This window comes from Micromonospora sp. BS32, assembly GCF_059089345.1.
The window spans coordinates 165,913-189,748 of sequence record NZ_JBSSHR010000001.1 but is presented as its reverse complement, the minus strand read 5'-3'; the positions used below and the strand labels follow the sequence as shown (position 1 = coordinate 189,748).

The following is a 23,836-nucleotide window of genomic DNA, read 5'->3' as shown; positions in this document are numbered from 1 at the left end:
GACCTCCTCGCCGACCTGCCCGACAACCTAGTGCCGGTTGCCAAGCTCACCGGTGGGCCACCCCCGCCGGCCGGCGCGGTCGCCCCGGCGCGGCGCCGCGCGGTCGGGCCGAACCGGCCGGTCGGGCGGAGGGGTCAGCGGGCCAGCCGCCAGAGTCGCAGCTCGCCGTTGCGCCCCCAGCAGACCATGGCGCACCGCTGTGCGGAGCAGAGATCCCCGGCCTCCGGCACGACGTCCCGGAGCCGGATCGAGCCCTCGGCGTCCAGCTCACCGACGAGGTGGCGATCACCGGCGAGCGGGCGGGTCAGGAGCAGCGGCCGTGGGAGCCACGGTCCACCGAGCAGTCGCCACCGGCCCAGCTCGGCGGTGACCCGGCCGGTCGCCGGGTCGAGCAGGGCGAGCTGGTCGGTCTCCCCGGCGCGGGCGGCCAGCAGCCGGTCACCGACCGGGAACACCGGGGCCCACTGCTCGCCGGCCCAGCGGGGCCGCCCGGTGGCCGGGTCCAGCACCCGCATCCCCCCGTTCGGCCGGCCCAGGCAGACCGCGCTGTCGCATTCGTACGCGAACGGGACCGACCGGTCGTACGGCACCTGCCAGCGCCGCTTCCCGGTGTCCAGCTCGTACGCGTCGAGCTGACCCGGTTCGCCGTCGACCAACAGGAGGTCACCGACCACCTGCGACACCTCGTACGTCTCGCCCCGGGCGGGCGGCACCCGGAAGGCGGACCGCCGGACGCCGGTGGCCGGGTCCCGAATCTCGACCCGGCCGCCGTCGTCGACCACCACGATCGCCGCGATCCGTGGGCCGGCCATCCGGTACATGACCATCCCGAACGGCATGGCCGCCGTCCAGCGGACCGCCCCGGACGCCGGGTCGACACCACGCAGGACCACCGCGGCGCTGTCGGCCATGTTCAGCAGCAGCCCGCCGTCGCCGGTCGGCACCGCTACGCCGGGCTGCCGCCAACGCACCCGCCCGTCGCCGCGGTCGAGCAGCACGCTCTCCTGCCCCTGCCCCTGCCCCTGGCCGGTGTCGAGCGAGACCACGACGCCGTCGGCCACGGTGTCGAACCCGGCGAGCTGCGCGCCGGCCGGCAGCGCCCAGGTCCACCGCTCCCGGCCGTCGGCGAGCGCCAGGGCGTGCAGCCGGCGTGCCGGCAACGACCCGCCGCCCCCGCTCTCCACCAGGACGAGCAGCTCACCGGCGACGAGGAAGGCCGGTTCGGGGAGGGTCCGGCTGACCAGCCGGACCGGCCGGTCCGGCGGGGGCGCCGCCGCCACGAGGGAGAGCAGGGCCAGCAGCCCGGCCGCGACGACCCGCAGTGGACGACCGCCGGCGCGGGGTCGGCGGGGCTCGGGGGCCGGCTGGTCCTGGTGCCCCAGCTCGCCCAGGTCGATGACGCTCACGCGGTCAGCCTCCACAGCCCGTAGGAGTCGTCCTCCCGACGGCAGAGCAGCAGGTCACCGCCGGCCTGGCACTCCCCGGACACCCCGGGCAGCACGTCGAGCACCCGCGCCCGGGCGGCGTCGAGGTCCAGCTCGGCGACGACCAGCCGGCCGTCGGAGGTGGGACGCAAGCCCACCAGCCGCCCGTCCGGGGGGTACCAGGCGGCCAGGTTCCAGGAGCCGACCTCCCTGATCTGCCGGCCGGTCGCCGCGTCCAGGAAGGCGTACGCCTCCTGGGCTCCGAAGGCGGGCACGCTGGCCAGGAGCCGCCCCGCCCGCTCGCCGGTGACCGTCCGCCAGCCGGGGGCCCGCCAGCGCACCGTCCCGGTCGCCGGGTCGAGCCCCCAGACGCCGCCGGTCTGCCCGTACGCGCAGATAACCGTCCCGCAGTCGGCGAAGCCGGAGATCAGCCCGAGCCGGAGCTCCCAGCGCCGCTCCAGCCCGTCGAGTCCGTACGCGGTGACCCGGGAGGCGTAGTCACGGACCACCAGCAGCAGGTCGTCGACCACCTGCGCCTGATGGACCACGGGCAGGTCACCGGAGTTGATCGGGGCGCGGCGCAGCAGCACGCCGGTGCGGGCGTCCCAGACCTCCGCCGGCCCGGTCGCCGGGGTGAGCACGATCCGGTCGACACCGTCGGCGCGGAACCGGTAGTTGGTGGCGCCGGGCACCACCGGCAGGGTCCAGCGGGTCCGGCCGGTGGCCGGGTCGAGGAGGCGGACGCCGCGCGACTCGCCCGCCAGATCGTTGATGATCAGCAGGCCGTCCCCCGCCTCGACACCGGCACCCGGCTGCTCCCAGCGCAGGGGGCCGGTGGCCAGGTCGAAGGCGAAGGTCCGGAACGGCCCGTCCCGCTGCGCCCCGCTGACCAGGAAGACCAGACCGTTCCGGATCCGGAGGCCGCCGTACCCGCCGGCGGCCGGCACCGGTACCCGCCACAACGGCGAAAGCGGCCCGGCGCCGGCGGCCGGGACGGCGTACGCGGAGAACTGGCCGGCGCGGCCGGTCGCCGCGTCCCCCGGCTCGGTGACCAGGAGCCGGTCGCCGGTGAGGTACGCGGCGGCGCCGGGCCGGGCCGGCACGGTGAACGGCTCGCGGCGCTGCGGCGGAGCCGCGCCGCCGACCGCCACCAGGGCGAGCAGCAGTACGAGCGCGATCCGGCCCGGCCGGCCCACGGTGCCCGGTGGCCGGCGGGGCGGCGCCGGCTCGGCGTCATCGCGCACCTCACCCAGCTCGATGATCGTCACGCGCGCCTCCCCGACCGCCGCCACCGCGCCGGGAGCGCCCGTGGGACGTCCACCGGGCCGCCCGGTCCGGCCCGTCGTCGCCTGTACGATGGCGCGTCGTGGCTGTGCCGGTGGTAGATCCCTCGTTGAACCCGACCTCCGCGCCCGGCGCGGCCGAGCCCGGGACGGCCGGCCCGATCGGACGGGCCCGCCGGCGACCGGCGCGGGCCGACGTCCTGGCCATCGGAGCCTATGTGCTGCTCGGTGTTTTCGTGTGCCTCAACTACTGGGTGGACGTGCAGCACCGGGTCTCCTCGCACCTGCCGACGGACCACAGCTGGTTCGAGTGGCTCTTCTCGCACGGCGCGTACTCGCTGCGGCACCTGGAGAACCCGTTGTTCAGCGCGCGGCAGAACGCCCCGGACGGGGTGAACATGATGGCCAACACCTCACTGCTGGGGATGACCCTGCCGCTGGCCCCGGTCACCCTCCTGTTCGGCCCGCAGGTGACGTACGCGCTCTACCTGGGCGGTGCGCTCGCGGCGACCGCCGGCACGTCGTACTGGATGCTCTCCCGGCACCTGGTGCGCTCGCGGGCGGCGGCCTTCGTCGGCGGCGCCTTCCTCGGCTTCGCCCCGGGCATCGTGCACCACGCCAACGGGCAGCCCAACTTCGTCTCCAACTTCCTGCTGCCGTTGATCGTGGCCCGGGTGCTGCGGCTGGGCCGGCCGGGCCGGTGGCGGCGCGACGGGGTGGCGCTGGGGCTGCTGGTGGCGTACCAGATCTTCATCAACGAGGAGATGCTGCTGCTCACCGCGCTGGGCTGTCTGGTGGTGGTCCTCGCGTACGCGGTGCAGCGGCCCCGGGCGGCGCGCGAGCGGGCCGGCGGCTTCCTGGCGTCGCTCGGCGTCGGCGGCGGGCTGACCCTGCTGCTCACCGGCTACCCGATCTGGTACCAGTTCAACGGCCCGCAGTCCTACCGCGGATTGCAGGGCGGGGTCTTCCACAACTGGGGCGAGGACCTGGTCGCCTTCGTCACCTTCGCCCGGGACACGGTCGCCGGCGACGAGGCGGTGGAGCGGACCATCGGCCTGACCGAGCAGAACACCTGGTTCGGCTGGCCGCTGGCGCTGGTCGCGCTGGCCGCCCTGGTGCTGCTCTGGCGGCGCAGCCCGGCGGCCCGGATCGTGGGCGTGCTGGTGGTGGTCTTCACCGTCGCCGCCATCGGTCCCAAGGTGCGCTTCGACGGTGTGGAGACCGGGATCGACGGCCCGTGGGCGTACGTCCCGGACGACCTGCCGCTGGTGGAGATGATGATGCCGACCCGGCTCACCCTGGTGGTGGCCGCGGCGGTGGGCGTCCTGCTCGCGCTGGCCTGGGACGCGGTGGCCGGCTACGGCCGCGCTCCCCTGGTGCCGGCCCCGCGCGTCGCCGCCGACGACGCGATCGGCGCCGCCGGGGCGGGGTCCCCCGCACCGGCCCGGCGGCGCTGGGTCCGCCCGGTCGGGTACGCGGCCCTCACCCTCGCCGTGCTGCCGCTGGTGCCGCGCCCGCTGCCCGCGCAGCACGTCGACCCGCCGCCGCACTTCATCACCGCCGGCGGCTGGCGCCCGTACGTCCCGGACGGCCGCACCCTGGTGCCGGTGCCGGTCCCGAGCAACGTGCACGGCCTGTCGACGCTGCGCTGGAGCGCGCTGACCGGGCACGAGTTCCCGGTGCCGGGGGGCTACTTCATCGGCCCGAACGCCAAGGGCGAGGGAGTCTTCGGGGCGCCGCTCCGGCCCACCAGCACGCTGATCTACTCCACCATGGACTCGGGCACCGTGCCGGCGCTGACCGAGGAGAACCGCCGTGAGGCGGCGGCGGACCTGCGCTACTGGCGGGCGTCGGTGGTGGTGCTCGGCGCCCACCCGCGGGAGGCGGTGCTGCGCGAGCTGATGACCGGCCTGCTCGGCCCGGGCCGCCGGGTCGACGACGTGTGGCTCTGGGACGTCCGCCCGCTGGTCGGCTGAGCGAATCTCCCGCCGGCTGCGGAGCGCGGCGGGCGGGTCAGGCGGGTCAGGCGGAGCGGGCGCTGAGCGGCCGGACGTCCCACACCCACACGTCCAGCTCGCGCCGGCCCGGGCCGACCAGCTGCTCGACGGTGCGGCGCAGCGGCTCGGCGTGGGACTGGCCCACCGGCAGCACCAGGACGGCGGCGTTCCAGTGCCGCAGCTCGTCCAGGCAGCGCCGGCGCTGGCGGTCGTTCAGCTTCGGGCTGCGCCCAGTGGTGGCGACCTGGTCGAGCAGCCGGCCGATGCCGCTGGGCCGGCCGCCGAAGCGCCCGGGGTCGCCGGTGTTGCCGTTGCGCGGGGCGAGGAAGTAGCCGCCCGGCATCTTGAAGCCGAGGTTGGTGGCCGCGGCCCAGCGCATTCCGTGCGTGTTGCCCATGCTGGGCACCGGAACCGGCACCAGGGTCTGGTCCGGGCCGACGTACTCGCGCCAGCGGTCGGCGGTGATGAAGTCCGGCACCGGCGGGCGGGAGGTGACCTTCAGCGGCATCGGCACGATCGGCAGCAGCGCCAGCACCAGCGCGGCGACGGTGACCGTCCGGGCGTGCCGCCACTCGGCGCCGCGCAACGTCCAGGCCCGCTGCACGGCCAGCGCCAGCAGCACACCGATCACCACGGAGGTGATCAGGGCGAACCGGGTCGGCACCACCGCGTCCAGCAGCGGCAGCCGGACCAGCAGCTCCCACGGGCCGGCGACCAGGTCCCGGTCCCACCAGGACACCCGCTCGCCGAGGGAGAGCACGGCGAAGAAGAGCCCGGTCGCGGCGAGCGCCCGGGCCATCACCTCCCGGCGCAGCCAGATCACCACGCCGACGGCGATCAGGGACAGGCTCCAGCCGAAGAAGGCGTTCTCCTCGGAGTAGTTCGGGGCGAGGTTGACGTTGGCCCGCTCGTTGCCGCCGAAGGTGGGCGAGCCGGGGGCGAAGAAGGCGGCGATGTCGTTGCCGTAGTCGCGGACCGCGTCGGTCAGGCCGTGGTAGGCCATCGGCCCGGCGAACTGGATGTAGAGCGGGTAGGCCAGCAGCGCCCCGGCCAGCACCGCGCACGCGGAGAGCCCCACCACGAGTGGCCGCGCGGCCCCCCGCCCGAGCGCCGGCTGCTGCACCACCATCGCGGTCAGGAAGACGCCGCAGGCCAGCGCGGTGAAGAGCAGGATCTCCTCGTTGATGAACGCCTGCGCGGTGACCAGCAGGGCGAGCAGCACCCCGTCGCGCAGCGGGCGGGTCGACCGGGTGAGCACCAGCACCCGCCACACGATGAACGGCAGCAGGAACTGGGAGATGATGTTGGGGTGCCAGTTGGCGTGCGAGAGCATCGCCGGCGAGAACCCGCAGAACCAGGCGCCGACGGCGGCGGCCAGCCGCCGGCGGACGAGGTGCCGGGAGAAGACGTGGTACCAGGCCGCGGCGGTGCCGGCGAGGCCGAGGGTGATCAGCGCCACGAAGGACACCGCGGGTCCGAAGAGCAGGGTGACCGGCACCATCGGGATGCCCAGCGCCAGCACGGCCGTGTTGGCCATCAGGTTGACGCCGTCGGGGTAGTTGAACTGGTCGGTGTAGAACGGGAATTCGCCGTGCAGCACCACCCGCACCGAGTGGGCCAGGAAGAACTGCACCTGGGCGGGGTCGCCGCTGTAGAGGGCGGCCACCCGGTCGGCCGGGTCGACCCAGAGCTGGCTGGTCACCCAGAGCGCGGCGAGCAGGAAGATCCCGTACACCACCAGGTCCTTGCGCCGCGCGGTCCACCGCCACCGCCGGGTCCGCGCGGCCGGCGCCGGCTCCTTCCCGGGTACGCGCGACGTCGTCTCCGGTACGGCGGATGGTGTCACGCGCGGGGCGGTCCTGGCCGGGGCGGGCGGAGGTGCGGTGACCGTCGCCGTGGCGGCGTGGCCGGAACTCCGGGAGTCGTCGGGGTCCGGTGCGGATTCGCCACGGGGCTCGGCAGACGTCACAGTCGGCGGAGTCTACCCGAGTCGGAGATTGGTCCGAAATCCACGCTGGTGTCCCTTGTGGCCGCCGGGCGTGCCGACCCCCGGGCGGCCCCGACGGTTGCGTACCATGTCAGCTTCCGACAGGACGGCGAGGCGAATCGGGGGCGGACGGGTGGCACCAGCGCGCCGGGGCGGGATCACCGCCGCGCTGCTCGCGGTGACGCTGACCGCGACGGCCTGCGGGCCGGTCGCCGAGCGCCAGGCCCGGGAGCTGCGGGTCGGCTACGACAGCCTGGACGGCACCCTCAAGGTGTGGCCGCCGCGCGGTGCGCTGGTCGGCGACGCCGCGGCGACGGAGGCCGTGAGCGCGGCGGTGCGCGCCTGGCGCTCGCCGATCGACGACCGGGCGCACCTGCCCTCCTCCGGCATCCTCTGGTCCGGGGAGGTGGACGGCACCCCGCTGGCCCTGGTCGCCGCCGACGTGCCGGGTGAGGCCGCCTCCTGGCTGCTCCAGCTCACCGGCTCCGACGGCCGGTACGCGGTCACCCTGGCCACCGAGTACACCGACCCCGGTTACCTGGCCTACGCCGACGTGCTCCCGGTGCAGCTCGACGACGGCCGCCGCTACCTCACCTCCGTCCGGGTCGAGCGGCTGCTCGGCCCGGACGGCCGGGCGTTGCTGGTGACCGACGGGCTCACCGCGAAGGTGGCCGTGCCGCCCTGCACGGCGGTGCCGGTCACCGCGACGCTGCGGGCCACCGAGTCGCTGCCCCGGGGTCGCGCGGCGGACCGGCTGCTCGACCTGGGCACCGCCACCACCGGCCCCCGCTACCCCCTGGTGCGGGACGAGACCGGCTCCGGCCGACGGGCCCTCGACGGGCTGGACACCTGCGTGCTCGCCGGCGACCAGGGACCGTTCGGCAGCATCCCGCGCCGCATCGGTGACCGGGACGCACCCCGCTCGGTGCCGGAGTCGTGGCCGCTGGAGAAGCTGACGGTCCGGGGCATCGGCGAGATGGCGCTGGGCGGCGGGGACGACCCCGGGGACCTGGAACAGCTCACCTGGGAGACCGCGGCGGGCACGATGACCTCGGTGGTCTACCGGCCGGCCGGCGACGGCGACCCGGTGGTGTCGCCGGCCGACCGGTCCAACCCGTTGCAGACGTACGTGTTGCCGGTGCCCGGGCAGCCCCTGGTGGTGCTGAGCTGGCGCGCCAGCCGGGACGCCTCGCTCTCGGTGCCCCCGGGCACGCCCCGGCTGGTGGACCGCCCGGGCCTGGTGGTGGTGCCGATGCCGGCCGCGAAGCAGACGTTCAGCCTGGCCACCGCCGAGAAGACCTACTACCGCTCCGCCGGCGGTCGCTGACCGTCGGGAAGCCGGGCGGACGCGAACGGGCGGCCCCGGAGAACCGGGACCGCCCGTCGGGCGTACGGGATCAGTTGGCGCTGACGTCCCGGGCGGGCAGCCGGACCGGCTCCACCGGCTCGGAGTCGAGGCCGGAGATCCAGCCGGTGACGTCCCGGGCCACGTCCTGGGCGGTCAGCCGCAGGTCGGCGAGGATCTGGGCGCGGGTGCCGTGCGGGTGCCAGTCGGCCGGCACGCCCAGGTCACGCAGCGGAACCCGGACGTCGGCGTCCCGCATCGCCTGGGCGAGGGCGTCACCCACGCCGCCGACGCGGACGCCGTCCTCGACGGTCACCACGAGCCGGTGCCCGGCGGCCAGCTCGACCAGCTCGGCCGGGACCGGGCGGACCCAGCGCGGGTCGACCACGGTCACCCCGTAGCCCTGCTCGGCGAGGCGCGCGGCGACCTCCATGCCCAGCTGGCCGAAGGAGCCCACCGCGACCAGCAGGACGTCGGTCCGCGCCGCCTCGGAGAGCACGTCGACGGTGCCGACCCGGCGCACCGCCGGCAGGTCGGCGGCGACGGTGCCGGTCGGGAAGCGGACGATGGTCGGGCCGTCGTCGACGGCGACCGCCTCGCGCAGCTCCTCGCGGAGGGTGCCGGCGTCACGGGGCGCGGCGATCCGCAGGCCGGGCACCACGCCGAAGACCGACATGTCCCAGATGCCGTAGTGGCTCGGCCCGTCCGGGCCGGTGATGCCGGCCCGGTCCAGCACGAAGGTCACCGGCAGCTTGTGCATCGCCACGTCCAGCAGGACCTGGTCGAAGGCGCGGTTGAGGAAGGTCGCGTAGACCGCCACCACCGGGTGCAGGCCGCCCATCGCCAGGCCGGCCGCCGAGGTCGCGGCGTGCTGCTCGGCGATGCCGACGTCGTACACCCGGTCGGGGTGCTTGCGGGCCAGCGCGGCGATGCCGGTCGGTTCGGCCATCGCGGCGGTGATGCCCACCACGTCGGGGCGCTCGTCGGCGACCGCGACCAGCTCCTCGGCGAAGACCTGGGTCCACTTCACCGACGGGGCGGCGAGCAGCCGGCCGGTCTCGGCGTCGAAGGCGCCCGGGCCGTGCAGACAGTCCGCCTCGTCCTCCTCGGCCGGGCGGTAGCCGTAGCCCTTGCGGGTCACCGCGTGCACGATCACCGGGCCGCCGAAGTTCTTCGCGGCGCGCAGCGCCGACTCGACGGCGGCGATGTCGTGCCCGTCGACCGGGCCGACGTACTTGATGCCGAGGTCCTCGAACATGGCCTGCGGGGCGACCGCGTCCTTGATGCCCTTCTTGACCGCGTGCAGCACCTCGTACATCGGCTTACCGACGAACGGGGTGTTGCCGAGGGCGTCCTTGACCGTGTCGAGGATCTTCTCGTAGCCGGGGTTGAGCCGCAGCGAGGAGAGGTGGTCGGCGAGGCCGCCGATGGTCGGCGAGTACGACCGGCCGTTGTCGTTGACCACGATGACGAGGGGGTTGCCGGCGGTGGCGATGTTGTTCAGCGCCTCCCAGCACATGCCGCCGGTCAGCGCGCCGTCGCCGACGACCGCGACCACGCTGCGCTGCTCGCCGCGCAGCGCGTACGCCTTGGCCAGCCCGTCGGCGTACGACAGGGCGGTGGAGGCGTGCGAGTTCTCGATCAGGTCGTGCTCGCTCTCGGCCTGGCTCGGGTAGCCGGAGAGACCACCGCGCTGGCGGAGCTTGTCGAAGCCGTCCTGCCGGCCGGTGAGGATCTTGTGCACGTACGACTGGTGGCCGGTGTCGAACAGGAGCCGGTCGCGCGGGGAGTCGAAGACCCGGTGCATGGCCAGGGTCAGCTCCACCACACCCAGGTTGGGGCCGACGTGCCCACCCGTGCGGGAGACCTTGGCGATCAGGAAGTCACGGATCTCGGCGGCGAGGATGTCCAGCTGCTCGGCGGTCATCCGCTTCACGTCCTGCGGGCCGCGGACGGCGCCCAGCAGCCGACCGTGGTGGGCCGTGTCCTCTTCAACACTCATGACGAGAGAGTCTATCGGCCGCCCACGAGGCCGCAGCTCGGCCGTGGATCACACCGCCACGACCAGCCGGCGCGGGGGCGTCGCCGGGGTCCGGTCGTGCGGCGGCCCGGCGGGGGTCCAGGAGCCCAGCACGGCGGCCCGGCGGGCGCCGGTCACCGACGGGACGGCCCCCGGCAGGCCGTGCCAGGAGAGCCAGCCGAGCAGGGCGAACGCGTACGCCTCCTTGGCCTGCGCCGGGATGCCCAGCTCGTCGGTGACCCGCAGCCGCCACCGGCCCGCGCCGAGGGCGGCCAGCCGACCCAGCAGGGTGGGATTGCGCACCCCGCCGCCGGCCGCGATGACCTCCGTCACGCGGCGCCGGTCACACTCGGCGGCCACCGTCCGGGCGGTCAGCTCGGTCAGCGTGGCCAGCACGTCGTCCGGGGCCACCGGCTCGGCCAGCGCGGCCAGCCGGTCGTCGAGGTAGCCGGCGTGGAAGAGCTCCTTGCCGGTGGACTTGGGCGGCGGCGCGGCGTAGTACGGCTCGGCGAGCAGCAGGTCCAGCAGGCCCGGGTGCACCCGGCCGGCCGCCGCCCGGGCCCCGTCGAGGTCGCAGGGGCGGCCCAACAGCCGCCGGGCCGCCGCGTCCAGCAGCGCGTTGGCCGGGCCGACGTCGTACCCGAGGACCGGGGCGCCCGGCGCGACCACGGTGAGGTTGGCGATACCGCCGAGATTGAGCGCGGCCCGTCGGCCGACGGCCGCGTCGAGCAGCAGAGCGTCGAAGACCGGCACCAGCGGCGCCCCCTGCCCGCCGGCCGCGACATCCGCGGACCGCAGGTCACTGAGCACCGGTACGCCGACCCGCTCGGCCACCCGCGCCGGCGCGCCGAGCTGCAGGGTGCCGCACGCCCGGCCCTGCTCGACCCAGTGGAAGACGGTCTGCCCCGGCGACACGACCACATCGGCCGCACCGCCGGCCAGCTCGACGCCGACCGCCGCCGCCTCGGCGAAGACCTCCCCGAGCCGGTTGTCGAGCCGGCAGACGGCCTCGATGGTGGTGCCGGCGGGCGGCAACAGCGCCGCGATCTGCGCCCGCAGCCCGTCGTCGTAATCGAGGCTGTGGTGCCCGAGCGGGCGCAGCGCCAGCGTCTCCCCGTCGAGGGTGAACTCGGCGGCCACCACGTCCACCCCGTCGTACGACGTCCCCGACATCAGCCCAACGATCTTCACCCGGTCAGGCTAGCCGCCACCCCGGCACCCTTCACCGCACGCTTTGCTCTGCTGCGGCGACGGCAACACCGGATGTCCGGATACCGGACGGCAGGTGTTGCGCGGAGTGCAGCAGAGCAAAGCGGCCGAGAGACAGCCTCGGCTCCGGGGGCCCGGACCGGCGCCGTGCCGCCCTCGACGACGGCGCTCGGCTCCGGTGCGGCGTCGGCCCCCCGACCACTGCGGGGCCGGTCAGGCCGGCGGCAGGAACAGGCCGACCAGCTCCACGTGCTGGGTCATCGGGAACAGGTCGTACCCGCGCAGCCCCGCCAGCCGCCAACCGGCCCCGGTGAAGGTGCGTACGTCCCGGGCGAAGGCGGCCGGGTCACAGGCCACGTACGCGACCGCGCGCGGCCCGGCGGCCAGCACGTCGCGGACCACGTCGGCGCCGGCGCCGGCGCGCGGCGGGTCGAGCACCACCAGGTTCACCGGGCCGGTGATCCGACGGCGGGCCAGGGCGGTCTCCACCCGGGCGGCGACCACCTCCACCCGAGGCAGGTCGGCCAGGTTCTGCCGGGCGGCGGCGACGCCCTGCGCCGAGGACTCGACGAGGGTGACCCGGGCGTCCGGGCCGACCCGGCCGGCGAGCGCGGCGGCGAAGAGGCCGGCCCCGCCGTACAGGTCCCAGGCGCTCTCGCCGGGCTGCGGGGCGAGCAGGTCGAGGACCGCGCCGACGAGGGCGTCGGCGGCGGCCGGGTGGACCTGCCAGAAGGTGGCGGCGGGCAGGACCCAGTCCCGGCCGGCGGCGCGCTCGCGAACCGTCTCCGGCCCGCTGACGGTGGCGGGCACCCCCTCGGTGACCGTGGTGACGCTGACGTCCCCGCCGGTGGAGGCGACCGTCTCGACCGCCTCGGCGTCCGGCCAGCGCGCGCCCGACGGGGTGAGCACCGGCAGCTCCTGGATCGCCGGGTGGGCGATCCGGCAGTAGTCGATCGGGACGACCTCGTGCGAGCGGTGCTTGAGCAGCCCGGCCCGGCCGGCGGCGTCCACCGCGTAGCGGACCCGGGAGCGCCAGCCGAGCGGCCCGCCCGGCAGCGCCTCGACGGTGACGCCGAGCGCGTCGATCTCGGTGTCGGTGAGCCCGCCGAGCCGGGTGAGCTGCTCGCGGACCACGGCGACCTTCCAGGCCAGCTGGGCCTCGGGAGCGACGTGCTGGAGGTCGCAGCCGCCGCACCGGTCCGGCTTCGCCCACGGGCAGGGCGGCTCGACCCGGTCCGGCGACGGGTCGAGGATCTCCACCGCGTCGGCCCGGGCGAAGCCCTTGGACAGCTCGGTCACCTCGGCGACCACCCGCTCGCCGGGCAGCGCGTGCCGGACGAAGACCACCTGGCCGTCGACCCGGGCCACGCAGTGCCCGCCGGGGGCGACCGCGTCGACGGTCAGTTCGACCCGCTCGGCCTCCTCCAGCCCGCGCCGCTGCTCCGCGCCGGCGCCGGCGCGAGACGGGGCGGTCACGAACGGTCGCCGGTCGGGCCGCCGTCGGCCGGCGGGGTGGAGACCACCGGCGGGACGCTCGGTGGCAGGGTGATGCGCGGCGCCACCCGGGGTCCACGGGCCGGGGTACGGCTCAATGTCTCGTCCAATCGTTGGAGGTTCTTGCTGGCCGTGGAGGCGAGCTGCCACGGCACGCTGGTCACCATCACGCCCGGCTCGAAGAGCAGCCGCCCCTTGAGGCGCAGCGCGCTCTGGTTGTGCAGCAGGTTCTCCCACCAGCGGCCCACCACGTACTCGGGGATGAAGACCGTGACCACGTCCCGGGGCGACGCCCGGCGGGTGGAGGCGACGAAGTTGAGGATCGGCCGGGTGATCTCCCGGTACGGCGAGTCGACCACGGTCAGCGGGACGGGCAGCTCCCGCCGCTCCCACTCCTCCTGCAGGTGGCGGGTGTCCTTCTCGTCGACGTTGACGGTGACCGCGGTGAGCGTGTCCGGCCGGGTGGCCCGGGCGTACGCGATGGCCCGCAGGGTCGGCTGGTGCAGCTTGCTGACCAGCACGATGGCGTGGTTGCGGGCGGGCAGCACGCCCCGGACCTCGGTCGGCTCCAGCTCGGTGGCGACCCGGTCGTAGTGCCGACGGATGGCCAGCATCAGCAGGTAGATCACCGCCATCGCGGCGATGGCGATCCAGGCGCCGAGCAGGAACTTGGTGATCAGCACGATGACCAGCACGGTGCCGGTCATCACCATGCCGAAGGTGTTGATCGCCCGGGAGCGGATCATCCGGTGCCGGGCATCCGGATCCCGCTCGGTGCGCAGGTGCCGGTTCCAGTGCCGGATCATGCCGGCCTGGGAGAGGGTGAAGGAGACGAAGACGCCGACGATGTAGAGCTGGATCAGCCGGGTCACCTCGGCCTGGAAGCCGACGATCAGCACGACCGCGAAGACGGCGAGGAAGACGATGCCGTTGGAGAAGGCCAGTCGGTCCCCCCGGGTGTGGAACTGCCGGGGCAGGTAGCGGTCCTGGGCCAGGATCGAGCCGAGCACCGGGAAGCCGTTGAACGCGGTGTTCGCGGCCAGGAAGAGGATCAGCGCGGTCATCCCGGCGACCACGTAGAGCAGCCCCGAACCGGAACCGAAGACCGTCTCGCCGAGCTGGGTGGTGACGGTCTTCTGCACGTACCCGTCGGGGCCGGAGATGATCTGCGACGGGTCCTCGACGAACTGGAGGCCGGTCAGCCGGGCCAGCCAGATGATGCCGACCAGCATGCCCACCGAGATCGTGCCGAGCAGCAGCAGGGTGGTCGCCGCGTTGCGGCTCTTCGGCGCCTTGAACGCCGGCACGCCGTTGGAGATCGCCTCGACACCGGTGAGCGCGGCGCAGCCGGAGGAGAAGGTGCGCAGCAGCAGGAAGATCAGCGCGAAGCCGCTGACGCTGTGCTCCGCCTGGATCTCCAGCCCGGCACTCGGTGCGCGCAGGTCGTCACCGAGGATGAAGTACCGGACCAGGCCGGTGAGGATCATCCCGCCGATCACGATCACGAAGCCGTACGTCGGGATGGCGAACGCGGTGCCGGACTCGCGCAGGCCGCGCAGGTTCACCGCGGTGAGCAGCACCACCGCGGTCACCGCGATCAGCACCTTGTGGGTGGCCACGAAGGGCACCACCGAGCCGAGGTTCGCCACCCCGGAGGAGACCGACACCGCGACGGTGAGCACGTAGTCGACCAGCAACGCGCTGGCCACCGCGAGCCCCGCCCGGGGCCCCAGGTTGACTGTCGCCACCTCGTAGTCGCCGCCCCCCGAGGGGTAGGCGTGCACGTTCTGCCGGTAGCTGGCCACCACGGTCAGCATCACCACGACGACCGCGAGGGCGATCCACGGGGAGAAGAAGAAGGCCGACGCCCCGGCGATGGAGAGCGTCAGCAGGATCTCGTCGGGCGCGTACGCGACGCTGGAGAGGGCGTCGGAGGCGAAGACCGGCAGGGCGATCCGCTTGGGCAGGAGGGTGTGCTGGAGCCGGTCGGACCGGAACGGTCGACCGACGAGGAGTCGCTTCAGCAGCGAGGTGGGACTGGCCACAAGCGCTAAGGGTACGACCACCCCCCGTCGCGCGGTGGGGGTGCCTGATCACCCTCTCCCCCACCCGCGGGGTACCGTCGGTCCCCCGCCGGCCCGCCGGACGTGGCAGGCTCGCAGACGACAGGCCCGCCGGTGACGGGCGGCACCTTGGGAGGGGCACCGTGCATGTCGTGATCATGGGCTGTGGTCGGGTCGGCTCGACCCTGGCCCACAGCCTGGAGGCCCGGGGTCACTCGGTCGCCGTGATCGACCAGGACGCCGACGCCTTCCGCCGGCTCGGCCCCGACTTCGCCGGCATCACGGTGACCGGCGCCGGTTTCGACGGCGAGGTGCTGCGGCAGGCCGGCATCGAGCGGGCGGACGCCTTCGCGGCCGTCTCCAGCGGCGACAACTCCAACATCATCTCGGCCCGGCTGGCCCGCGAGACGTTCGGCGTCTCCCGGGTCGCCGCGCGGATCTACGACCAGCGCCGCGCCCAGGTCTACGAGCGGCTCGGCATCCCCACCGTGGCCACCGTCCGCTGGACGGCCGACCGGATGCTGCGGCACCTGGTCCCCGAGGGCAACGTGGAGATCTTCCGGGATCCGACCAGCACGGTCTCGATCATGGAAATCCCGGTGCACAAGGAGTGGGTCGGCCGGCCGCTGCACCAGTTGGAGGAGGCCGCGGGCGCCCGGGTGGCGTACCTGACCCGGTTCGGCATCGGCACGCTGCCCACCGCGTCCACCGTGGTGCAGGAGGGTGACCAGCTCTACGTGCTGGTCACCGACGACATCGCCGCCTCGGTCACCACGGTGGCCGCGACGCCGCCCGAAGGAGGGCACTGAGCCATGCGGATCGCCATCGCCGGCGCCGGCAACGTGGGCCGCTCGATCGCCCAGGAACTGATCGACAACGGCCACCAGGTGATGCTGATCGAGCGCCAGCCCAAGATGCTCCGGCCGGACCGGGTCCCCGCCGCCGACTGGGTGCTGGCCGACGCGTGCGAGCTGACCAGCCTGGAGGAGGCCAACGTCGCCGGCTGCGACGTGGTGGTCGCGGCGACCGGGGACGACAAGGTCAACCTGGTGGTGTCGCTGCTGGCCAAGACCGAGTTCGCCGTGCCCCGGGTGGTGGCCCGGGTCAACCGGGCCGAGAACGAGTGGCTCTTCACCGAGCAGTGGGGCGTCGACGTCTCGGTCAGCAAGCCGCGGGTGATGGCCGCCCTGGTCGAGGAGGCGGTGACCGTCGGCGACCTGGTCCGGCTGATGACCTTCCGGCAGGGCGAGGCGAACCTGGTGGAGATCACCCTGCCGCCGTCCGCGCCCTACGTCGGCCAGCCGATCCACGCGGTGCCGATCCCCCGGGACGCGGCGCTGGTGGCGATCCTGCGGGGCAAGCGGGTGCTGGTGCCCAGCCCGGACGACCCGATCGAGGCGGGCGACGAGCTGATCTTCGTGTGCACCGCCGCGGTCGAGGACGAGGTCCGCGCGGTGATCCTCGGCCCGGACAGCGTCGAGCGGACCCGGGGCGCCGGCTGAGCCGGATGCCACCGGAAGTCCCGCCGGCCCACCCGGCCGGCGGGCGGGGGGCTCAGGCGCCGGGCAGCGGCTGGGGCCCGGTCTCCCGGGTGACCCGGCGGACCGTCCAGACCGTGATCAGCAGCAGCAGCGCGTACGGCGGGTAGCCCAGGGCGAGCCGGGCCACGCCCAGCGCGGTGTCCTGGTGGGCCAGGTAGAGGGCGGCCTGCACGCCGACCTTGGCCAGCCAGACCACGCCCCAGAGCACGGTGAGCTGGGTGAAGGTGCGCACCAGGCGCGGGTCGTCCCGCCACTCGGCGCGCCCCTTGGCGACCAGCACCGACCAGATCCAGCCCACCAGGGGCTGGCGGATCGCCGCCGACACCAGCAGCGCCACCCCGTAGCCGATGCCGTAGAGGATGCCGGGGAGGTAGAAGTCCCGCTCGTCGCCGGTACGCCAGGCGATGGCCGCGCCGATGCCGATGCCCAGGAGCCCGTTGACCGCGTGCCGGATCGGGCGGCGCTGGGCCAGCCGGACCACGGCGATCAGCAGCGCCACGCCGACCGAGGCGATCACCGCCGGGCGCAGCTCGCCGAGCACGTTGGCCAGGACGAAGACCACCACCGGGACGCTCGACTCGACCAGGCCCCGCCAGCCGCCGAGCTGGTCGGCCATCTGCTCGGCGAGGCTGGGCAGCCGCTCGTCGTCCTGAGGGCCGGTGACCGGCTCGGTGGCCGGGTGCTGTCCCGTCGTCACTTCGGCGACTCCAGCTCGTAGTACGGGTTGTAGATGACCTTGCGGTCGTCCCGGAGGGCCACCCGGCCGCGCGCGGTGAGGTGGCGGCCCGGCTCGATCCCGGCGATGTGCCGCCGGCCCAGCCAGACCAGGGTCACCACGTCGCTGCCGTCGTAGAGGTCGGCCTCCAGCGTGGGCAGGTTGGTCCGCGGCGTGTAGACCACGGTACGCAGCCGCCCGGTGACCGAAACCACCTGGCCGCGCGTGCACTGCCGGGCCGGCACGCCGCCGCACTGGGCGCTCTCCCGCTGGAGCTCCTGCGCCTCGATCTCGGCCTCGCTCGCGGTGAGCCGTTGCAGGATGCGCCGCAGCGACACCCGGCCCTGGTCGGTCGACATGACCTCCGCGTCACCTCTCCACGCCGGCCGGCTCGTGCCGGCTCCGCCGCGGCCCCGGAATGCCGGGACCGCCCCGCCAGCGTACGCCGGACCGCCGCCTGGTCGGGTCCGGCACCCGGTCGGACCGGGGACGCCCGCGACACCGGGCGAGAGGGCACGCCGAAGCCCTGCCGGCCCCGGACACGGACCGGGCCCGGCACCGACGTACGTGTCGGTGCCGGGCCCGGTGCGGTAGCTCAGGCCTCGCGCGGGGCGGGTGCCGGGGCAGCGTCGCCGCCGGCCTGCTCGCCGGCCTGCTCGCCGGCCTCGCGGGGCAGGCGCAGCGGCAGCGGCTCACGGACCGGCTTCGCCTCCTGCCCCCGGTCGACCACCAGTTCGTCCAGGCACACCGCCAGCGGGCCGGCCGCGGCCGGGTTGGTCGCCGCGGCGCCCTGGTAGACGCCCCGGACCATCCAGCGCGGCCCGTCGACGCCGACGAAGCGCAGGTCGGTCAGGCCGTCCGGGGTACGGACCCGGGCGTGCAGCTCGGTGCCGTACTCGCCCTGGACCTCCTGGGCGGCGGCGCCATCGGCGAACAGGGACTGCCGGATCTCCTCGCGCACCTCGTCCCAGATGCCCTCGGAGCGGGGCGCGGCGAAGACGCCGAGCTGGAGCGCGCTCTCGCCGTGCACCAGCACGACCTGCTGGATCACGCCCTGCGGATCGGCCTGCACCCGCACCTCGACCTCGGGCACCGCCGGGATGTGCAGGCTGCCCAGATCGAGCCGCTGCAGGTCGTCCGACACCTCGCTGATGTCGTACGGGCCGCGCGACGGTCCCGTCGCCTCCTCGGCGTCGTACGAGTCGAGGACCTCCGCGGCCCGCTCGTCACGGGCGTGCCGCCCGCCATCGGCCCGCTTACGGCTGAAGATCACTGCGTCCACCCTCCGCTGTTCGCACTCACCCTGCCACCTCTTCCGTCCGCCCACCGACCCGGTCCGGGCCGGCCCCTCCGGCCGGCCCACCGGGCGCCGGCACCAGCCCGACGTGCCCGCCGGTCGAACCGTGCCCACCGGCCCCGCGCCGCGACCCGGGCAGCTCGGCCACCGGCTGGAACTCGACCCGCTCCACCCGCTGCACAACGAGCTGCGCGATGCGATCGCCACGGGAGATCTTCGCCGGCACCTCCCGATCATGGTTGATCAGGTTGACCAGGATCTCACCCCGGTAGCCGGCGTCGACCGTACCGGGCGCGTTGAGCACCGTCACGCCGAGCCTGGCGGCCAGCCCGGAGCGCGGATGGACCAGGCCCACGTACCCCTCCGGCAGCGCCAGCGCCACGCCGGTGGGGACCAGGGCCCGGCCGCCGGGGGGCAGTTCGACGTCCGCGGCGGCGACCAGGTCGGCCCCGGCGTCGCCGGGATGGGCGTACGCGGGCAGCGGCAGCTCCGGATCGAGCTGCCGTACGGGCACGGGTACCACGTGGGTCACGGTCTCCCTCTTCCATCGGCGTTCGCGGGGTGACCCTGCCATCCTGCCGGGTCGACCGGCCGCCGTGCGCCGTACCCTGGCAGGAGTGAGCTTGTCGCCTTCCCCGTCGCCGTCGGCCCCGCCTCCCGCGGCCGTCGCGGCGTACTCCGAGCGGCTCGGCCTGCCCTGGTGGTTCTGGCTGTCCGGGCTGGCGCTGGCCGCATTCGCCGCCGCCGAGATCTGGATGGGCGCGTCCGGGGTGCGGGCCTGGCTGCCCTTCGTGCTGCTGATCCCCGCGACGGCGGTCGGCCTGTGGCGGCTCGGCCGGGTCCGGGTCGCCGTCCGCGACGGCGAGCTGTGGGTGGACGACGCCCACCTGCCGGTGCGGTTCGTGGCCGACGCGGTCCCGCTGGACGCCGCCGGGCGGCGTGAGGTGCTCGGGGTGGGCGCGGATCCGCTGGCCTTCGTGGTGCAGCGGCCGTGGATCGGCGGCGCGGTGCAGGTAGTGCTGGCCGACCCGGCCGACCCGACCCCGTTCTGGGTGGTGAGCAGCCGACACCCGGTCGAGCTGGCGAACGCGCTCCTGGCGGCCCGCGACGCCGCCCCGAAGGCCCCCGACACCGCCTGAGGCCCGCGATACCGCCTGAGGGCGGCGACGGGGTCAGGGCAGCGCCCGCCGACCGCCGGGCAGCGCGTCGCGCTGCCGGCGCAGGTCGCGCCGGAGCTGGTCGGCCAGGGTCCTGGTGGCCCGGCGGTTGAGGTAGCTGGCCACCGCGGCGCCGGTGAGGAACGGGCCGAGCGTGGTGAGGTTGCGGCCGAACCGCTTGAGCAGGGTCTCCCGCAGCTCCTTGCGGGCCGCGGTGCCGAGCACGGCGCTCACCCCGACGCCGGGCATCATCGGGCTGATCCCGCGCTGGCTGGCCCAGGACTGCACCAGGGCGACCGCCCGCTGGGTGCCGCCGGTGGGCAGCGGCGCGCGATAGACCTCGTGCAGCTCGCCGATCAGCTTCAGCTCGATCGCCACCACGGTGACCGTCTCGGCGGCCAGCAGCACGGGCGCGGAGAGCAGGGTCGGGGTGACCACCCACTCGACGGCGGCCACACCCCCGCCGGCCGCGCCGACCCCGGCGGTGGCCCGGGCGGCGTTGCGGACCAGCCGCTCGGCGAGCGCCTCGTCGTCCAGCCCGGGGAAGTGCCGGCGCAGGGTGGCCAGGTCCCGGACGGGCACGTGCGGCGCGACGTCGGCGACCGTCTCGGTCATCCAGCGCACCGCGGATCTCGGCTTGAACAGGCCGCCCAGCCCACGGGCGCGGGCCTGCCCGGCCAGCCGGGTGAGCAGCTGCCGCCGGCGGGCCGGTTCGATGTCGTCGGCGGTCAGCGCCGCCACGGTCTCGCCCAGCTCGTCGCCGGCCCGGTCGGCGGGGTCACCCCCGACGATCGCCGCCCCGGCCGGCTGGGCGCCGCTGGCCGGGTCGTGGTGCCCCGCCTGGGGGCGCGCCGGGACCTCCGGCCCGCCGGCGGCGTCCGGACGCGCGGACGCGTCCGGACGGACACCGGAGTACGGCCCGGCACCGGTGTGCGGAACGGTCCCCCCGGACCCGTCGCTCCGTTCGCCGTGCTCGCTCATGCGCCCGACCTCCCGTGCCTGCGTCGGCGTGGACTGCGTGTTACGAGTCAAGCAGCTCCGCGCCGCACGCGCACGGCAGCTCGGGCAGCGGCGGCCCCACGGGGGAGGCCGCCGCCGGTGGGTTGGTGCGTCAGACGCACTCGCGGCAGATCAGGTCGCCGTTGCGCTCGACCGCCAGCTGGCTGCGGTGGTGGACCAGGAAGCACCGGCCGCACCGGAACTCGTCCTGCTGCATCGGGAGGACCTTGACGGTCAGCTCCTCGTCGGCGAGGTCGGCACCGGGCAGCTCGAAGCTCTCGGCCACCTCGGCCTCGTCGACGTCCACGGCGCCCGACTGTGAGTCGACCCGCCGGGCCTTGAGCTCTTCCAGGCTGTCCTCGCCGAGGTCGACCTCGTCGCGACGCGGGGCGTCGTAGTCGGTGGCCATCGGTTTCACTCTCCCATATCGATATTGTCGCTTCCGGTGGTAACGCCGGACGACGCTGTTTCGGTTCCCACTGGCCGGCCACCATTTCTGTCGGTCACCCGACCCGACGGCCGTTCGGGCCGGCACCGCCAGGGAAACTCCCCCAGCGAGCGCGGTACCTTACCCCCCTCCCGGGCGAGGCATGTATACCGCCCTCGCGGCAGAGATGTACGCCCCTGCGCCCTGAGTTGTTCCCAATGTGACTCAGGCGACACGAAGATAGGGGTAGTACTACCCGGTTCCCGGATGGCGCGCCGGCATGTCGGGCTGTTTCCACGCGACCGCCGGACAACCGTTAACCTCAGCGGCGTACTCGACGGCCGGCGGGGCGGCCAGACCGCCAGCGGCCGCCGCCACTCCATCACGTCCGGGGAGCGCCCAGATGAGTTTTGCGCGAGTGCGGGCACTCGTTGTCGTCGGTCTGCTGGCGGTCATCGCCCTGGTCTTCGTGGTCGTCGCGCTGGTGAAGGACACCCAGGGCAACGCCGGGACGGCCGGCGGCTGCCCGGAGGGCTGGCCGCTCGCCGACCTGACCCTGCGCAACTACAAGGATGTCAAGATCAACATCCTCAACGGCACCAACCAGCCCGGCCTGGCCGGCAGCGTGGCGGACGACTTCCGCAACCGCAAGTTCCAGGTCAAGAAGGAGGGCAACGCCCCGCACGTCGACGGCGTCGCGATCCTGCGCTTCGGCCCCAAGGGAGTCGGCTCCGCGCACCTGCTGCGGGCCTTCTTCCTGGACAACGCCGACCGGGACTACGACCCGAAGCGCAAGGACGACACGGTGGACGTCGTGCTCGGCAACGGCTTCCAGCAGCTGGCGACCACCACCGAGGTCAACCAGTCCCTCGGTGACCTGGGCGCGCCGACCGCACCGGAAGGCTCCTGCCCGATGCCGGTGAAGTAGTCACCCGTCCGGACCGCTCGGCGCGACGAAGCGCCGGTTCTCGTCGCCGAAAGGGCGGTGTCCCCGAGCCGGGGGCACCGCCCTTTTCGCTCACGGGCCGCCGGAGGCGTCCAGGTCGGCGAGCCGGTCGTGCAGCGCCTGGAACAGCGCCGGTGGGGCGGCGAGCACCAGGTCCGGGCCGGCCGGTCGGCCGCGCAGCCCGGTGACCCGCAGGCCCGCCTCGGCGGCGACCAGCCCGCCCGCGGCCTGGTCCCAGGCGGCCAGCCCCTTCTCGTAGTACGCGTCGACCCGTCCCTCGGCGGCCAGGCAGAGGTCCAGCGCGGCGGCCCCGAACCGGCGGATGTCCCGCACGTGCGGGATCAACTCGGCGACCACCCGGGCCTGGTGGGCGCGGCGCGCCGCGTCGTAGCCGAACCCGGTGGCCACCAGCGCCTGCCCCAGGTCGGTCTCGTCCGAGCAGCTCAGCCGCTGCCCGTCGCGCCAGGCGCCACCCCCGGCGGTGGCGGTCCACTCCTCGCCGGTGACCAGGTTGCGCACCACGCCGGCGACCACCTCACCATCCACCTCGGCGGCCAGCGACACCGCACAGTGCGGCAGGCCGTAGAGGTAGTTGACCGTCCCGTCGATCGGGTCGACGACCCACCGGACGCCGCTGGCCGCCGTGGCGGGCTCCCCGGCGCCGTACTCCTCACCGAGCACCGCGTCGTCCGGACGGACGGCATGCAGGGCGTCGAGGACCTGCCGCTCCACCGCCCGGTCGGCGGCGGTGACCACGTCGGTGACCGTGCTCTTGGTCGCCGCGACCGAGACCCCCTCGGCCCGCAGCCGGGCCGCGGTGGCGGCCGCGTCTCGGGCGACCTTGATCGCTATTTTGAGCAACTGCTGCGGCGCCAGCGCCGACCTAGCCATGCTTTGTCCCTTTCGCGTACCGCTGTCCCGCAAGCGCATGACACGCACCAGACCGAGATCCTCGAGGCTCGCCGGCATGACGTCCCCTGACACCGCGGCGGACCGCGCGTGCCGTCTCAGCATGGCCGATCCCACCCTGACAGCGCGAAAAGGGCCCGGCCCACCAGGACGGCCCGAAGGCCTGGGTACTCGGCACCGTGACAACGGATCACTCTCCGTCAGCAGCCGCGCCCCCTGTCATCACCGGATCAAGACTGATCCGGGCGCGGCCGGGCGCAACAAGCGCGGCCCTTACGTGGCCACACGGATACTCCCGTATTCGGTCCCGGCGGCCGGCCTTCGTCACACATCGTCACATTCGAGGCGCACATTGACACGCATCCACACTGGACGTACAGTCTTGATCTCCAGTTGTTGGCGACCAATCAGCTGGTTGCCGGTAGGTTCGGAAACGGGGGAACAAGATGACTGAAACCCGGTTCGGGAATGCTCGCCTGTGGGGCAAGAGGACCGCCATCGGAGCGGGCGTGGCCCTGGCCGCGATCGTCGGGACGGGAAGTGCGGCGTACGCCGCCACGACCCACCAGTACGCGTACTACGGCAACAACGGCAAGACCTATGGTGAGGCCTGGTTCAACAGCGGTAGCTGCTGCACCACCCAGCGGAACGCCTTCACCGTCAAGGACTGGGTCACGGACGGCACCCGGATCAAGGTCTACTGGTCCGGCGCGCGCTACGGCAACTACACGCTGGCCGACGGGCAGGGGCGCGAAGCGACCTTCAGCATCGAGCCCAACAACGTCACCCGCGCCGTCATCCACTGGAAGGTGTGCACGTTGGTCAGCGGTGGCGTCGAATGGTGCAACCCTTTGATGAACGACTACATCGACTGAGTCGAGATACCTTTTCGGTCTGGCACTTGAAAAGAAGACCATTGCACGAACCATATCGGCGCGGCCGCTCCCTGAAAACAGGTGGGTGGCCGCGCCGCCATTTCTCACCAGCCCCTCAGGTGTCAACGCCTCTCTAGCGCTTTCGCTC

General features: G+C 74.2%; 21 protein-coding genes. 7 read left to right on the top strand and 14 right to left on the bottom strand.

Features of this window, described 5'->3' with window-relative positions; all coding sequences use genetic code 11:
* Window positions 1-134: 134 nt before the first annotated feature.
* Window positions 135-1,406 carry an outer membrane protein assembly factor BamB family protein gene (locus AC5RWQ_RS00855; RefSeq protein ID WP_494280818.1) on the bottom strand — a complete coding sequence of 424 codons (1,272 nt, stop codon included), beginning with the start codon at window positions 1,404-1,406 and terminating at the stop codon, window positions 135-137.
* Window positions 1,403-2,692: an outer membrane protein assembly factor BamB family protein gene (locus AC5RWQ_RS00850; protein WP_494280817.1), complete on the bottom strand. Its 1,290-nt coding sequence runs from the start codon at window positions 2,690-2,692 to the stop codon at window positions 1,403-1,405. Before AC5RWQ_RS00850 ends, AC5RWQ_RS00855 begins: the two co-directional genes overlap by 4 nt.
* Before the next feature lie 110 nt (window positions 2,693-2,802).
* Between AC5RWQ_RS00850 and AC5RWQ_RS00845 the strand changes: the two genes are divergently transcribed.
* Window positions 2,803-4,683: a DUF6311 domain-containing protein gene (locus tag AC5RWQ_RS00845; RefSeq protein ID WP_494281139.1), complete on the top strand. Its 1,881-nt coding sequence runs from the start codon at window positions 2,803-2,805 to the stop codon at window positions 4,681-4,683.
* Between the two features lie 46 nt (window positions 4,684-4,729).
* On the opposite strand, the gene AC5RWQ_RS00840 is transcribed toward AC5RWQ_RS00845, so the two are convergent.
* Window positions 4,730-6,673 carry a DUF6311 domain-containing protein gene (locus AC5RWQ_RS00840; protein WP_494280816.1) on the bottom strand — a complete coding sequence of 648 codons (1,944 nt, stop codon included), beginning with the start codon at window positions 6,671-6,673 and terminating at the stop codon, window positions 4,730-4,732.
* Between the two features lie 106 nt (window positions 6,674-6,779).
* Here AC5RWQ_RS00840 and AC5RWQ_RS00835 point away from each other — a divergent pair, with 106 nt between their 5' ends.
* Complete coding sequence (locus AC5RWQ_RS00835; RefSeq protein WP_494280815.1) at window positions 6,780-8,018, top strand: hypothetical protein; 1,239 nt, start codon at window positions 6,780-6,782, stop codon at window positions 8,016-8,018.
* Between the two features lie 70 nt (window positions 8,019-8,088).
* On the opposite strand, the gene dxs is transcribed toward AC5RWQ_RS00835, so the two are convergent.
* The 4 genes from dxs to AC5RWQ_RS00815 all read right to left on the bottom strand — a co-directional run bounded on the left by dxs (window position 8,089) and on the right by AC5RWQ_RS00815 (window position 14,804).
* Window positions 8,089-10,038, bottom strand: a complete 1,950-nt coding sequence (dxs, locus tag AC5RWQ_RS00830; RefSeq protein WP_494280814.1) for a 1-deoxy-D-xylulose-5-phosphate synthase — start codon at window positions 10,036-10,038, stop codon at window positions 8,089-8,091.
* Between the two features lie 48 nt (window positions 10,039-10,086).
* On the bottom strand, window positions 10,087-11,247 hold the full coding sequence (locus AC5RWQ_RS00825) for an anhydro-N-acetylmuramic acid kinase (RefSeq protein ID WP_494280813.1): 1,161 nt from the start codon (window positions 11,245-11,247) through the stop codon (window positions 10,087-10,089).
* A 231-nt stretch (window positions 11,248-11,478) separates the two neighbouring features.
* The gene (locus tag AC5RWQ_RS00820; protein WP_494280812.1) at window positions 11,479-12,741 is read right to left on the bottom strand and encodes a class I SAM-dependent RNA methyltransferase; all 1,263 of its coding nucleotides are present in this window, start codon (window positions 12,739-12,741) and stop codon (window positions 11,479-11,481) included.
* On the bottom strand, window positions 12,738-14,804 hold the full coding sequence (locus tag AC5RWQ_RS00815; protein ID WP_494280811.1) for an APC family permease: 2,067 nt from the start codon (window positions 14,802-14,804) through the stop codon (window positions 12,738-12,740). The genes AC5RWQ_RS00820 and AC5RWQ_RS00815 overlap by 4 nt, the downstream gene beginning before the upstream one ends.
* A gap of 161 nt (window positions 14,805-14,965) precedes the next feature.
* On the opposite strand from AC5RWQ_RS00815, the gene AC5RWQ_RS00810 reads away from it, so the two are divergent.
* A complete protein-coding gene (locus tag AC5RWQ_RS00810) occupies window positions 14,966-15,631 on the top strand; it encodes a potassium channel family protein (protein ID WP_494280810.1) in 666 nt (221 codons plus the stop codon).
* Between the two features lie 3 nt (window positions 15,632-15,634).
* Window positions 15,635-16,324, top strand: a complete 690-nt coding sequence (locus tag AC5RWQ_RS00805) for a potassium channel family protein (protein ID WP_494280809.1) — start codon at window positions 15,635-15,637, stop codon at window positions 16,322-16,324.
* A gap of 52 nt (window positions 16,325-16,376) precedes the next feature.
* Here AC5RWQ_RS00805 and AC5RWQ_RS00800 read toward each other — a convergent pair whose 3' ends face one another.
* From AC5RWQ_RS00800 to dut, 4 genes are all read right to left on the bottom strand, one after another.
* A complete protein-coding gene (locus AC5RWQ_RS00800) occupies window positions 16,377-17,060 on the bottom strand; it encodes a DUF3159 domain-containing protein (protein WP_494280808.1) in 684 nt (227 codons plus the stop codon).
* Entirely contained in the window at window positions 17,057-17,437 is a 381-nt protein-coding gene (locus tag AC5RWQ_RS00795; protein ID WP_334485504.1) for an OB-fold nucleic acid binding domain-containing protein, read from the bottom strand. The genes AC5RWQ_RS00800 and AC5RWQ_RS00795 overlap by 4 nt, the downstream gene beginning before the upstream one ends.
* Before the next feature lie 236 nt (window positions 17,438-17,673).
* Window positions 17,674-18,351: a DUF3710 domain-containing protein gene (locus tag AC5RWQ_RS00790; RefSeq protein ID WP_494280807.1), complete on the bottom strand. Its 678-nt coding sequence runs from the start codon at window positions 18,349-18,351 to the stop codon at window positions 17,674-17,676.
* Between the two features lie 25 nt (window positions 18,352-18,376).
* On the bottom strand, window positions 18,377-18,949 hold the full coding sequence (dut, locus tag AC5RWQ_RS00785) for a dUTP diphosphatase (protein WP_494280806.1): 573 nt from the start codon (window positions 18,947-18,949) through the stop codon (window positions 18,377-18,379).
* A 49-nt stretch (window positions 18,950-18,998) separates the two neighbouring features.
* Here dut and AC5RWQ_RS00780 point away from each other — a divergent pair, with 49 nt between their 5' ends.
* Entirely contained in the window at window positions 18,999-19,514 is a 516-nt protein-coding gene (locus AC5RWQ_RS00780) for a DUF3093 domain-containing protein (RefSeq protein WP_494281138.1), read from the top strand.
* Between the two features lie 33 nt (window positions 19,515-19,547).
* On the opposite strand, the gene AC5RWQ_RS00775 is transcribed toward AC5RWQ_RS00780, so the two are convergent.
* Both AC5RWQ_RS00775 and AC5RWQ_RS00770 read right to left on the bottom strand, forming a co-directional pair.
* Complete coding sequence (locus AC5RWQ_RS00775) at window positions 19,548-20,513, bottom strand: hypothetical protein (RefSeq protein ID WP_494280805.1); 966 nt, start codon at window positions 20,511-20,513, stop codon at window positions 19,548-19,550.
* A gap of 130 nt (window positions 20,514-20,643) precedes the next feature.
* The gene (locus AC5RWQ_RS00770) at window positions 20,644-20,940 is read right to left on the bottom strand and encodes a DUF4193 domain-containing protein (RefSeq protein WP_067315205.1); all 297 of its coding nucleotides are present in this window, start codon (window positions 20,938-20,940) and stop codon (window positions 20,644-20,646) included.
* 436 nt (window positions 20,941-21,376) lie between these two features.
* On the opposite strand from AC5RWQ_RS00770, the gene AC5RWQ_RS00765 reads away from it, so the two are divergent.
* Window positions 21,377-21,886, top strand: a complete 510-nt coding sequence (locus AC5RWQ_RS00765) for a LytR C-terminal domain-containing protein (RefSeq protein ID WP_494281137.1) — start codon at window positions 21,377-21,379, stop codon at window positions 21,884-21,886.
* A gap of 90 nt (window positions 21,887-21,976) precedes the next feature.
* On the opposite strand, the gene AC5RWQ_RS00760 is transcribed toward AC5RWQ_RS00765, so the two are convergent.
* Complete coding sequence (locus AC5RWQ_RS00760; RefSeq protein WP_494280804.1) at window positions 21,977-22,795, bottom strand: inositol monophosphatase family protein; 819 nt, start codon at window positions 22,793-22,795, stop codon at window positions 21,977-21,979.
* 464 nt (window positions 22,796-23,259) lie between these two features.
* On the opposite strand from AC5RWQ_RS00760, the gene AC5RWQ_RS00755 reads away from it, so the two are divergent.
* Complete coding sequence (locus tag AC5RWQ_RS00755; RefSeq protein WP_494280803.1) at window positions 23,260-23,688, top strand: hypothetical protein; 429 nt, start codon at window positions 23,260-23,262, stop codon at window positions 23,686-23,688.
* Window positions 23,689-23,836 lie beyond the last annotated feature (148 nt).

Coding starts and splice junctions, on each gene's coding strand:
- AC5RWQ_RS00835 (WP_494280815.1), top strand. CDS start 6,780: ATGTCAGCTTCCGACAGGACGGCGAGGCGAATCGGGGGCGGACGGGTG.
- dxs (WP_494280814.1), bottom strand. CDS start 10,038: ATGAGTGTTGAAGAGGACACGGCCCACCACGGTCGGCTGCTGGGCGCC.
- AC5RWQ_RS00805 (WP_494280809.1), top strand. CDS start 15,635: ATGCGGATCGCCATCGCCGGCGCCGGCAACGTGGGCCGCTCGATCGCC.
- AC5RWQ_RS00795 (WP_334485504.1), bottom strand. CDS start 17,437: ATGTCGACCGACCAGGGCCGGGTGTCGCTGCGGCGCATCCTGCAACGG.
- dut (WP_494280806.1), bottom strand. CDS start 18,949: ATGGCAGGGTCACCCCGCGAACGCCGATGGAAGAGGGAGACCGTGACC.
- AC5RWQ_RS00775 (WP_494280805.1), bottom strand. CDS start 20,513: ATGAGCGAGCACGGCGAACGGAGCGACGGGTCCGGGGGGACCGTTCCG.
- AC5RWQ_RS00770 (WP_067315205.1), bottom strand. CDS start 20,940: ATGGCCACCGACTACGACGCCCCGCGTCGCGACGAGGTCGACCTCGGC.
- AC5RWQ_RS00760 (WP_494280804.1), bottom strand. CDS start 22,795: ATGGCTAGGTCGGCGCTGGCGCCGCAGCAGTTGCTCAAAATAGCGATC.
- AC5RWQ_RS00755 (WP_494280803.1), top strand. CDS start 23,260: ATGACTGAAACCCGGTTCGGGAATGCTCGCCTGTGGGGCAAGAGGACC.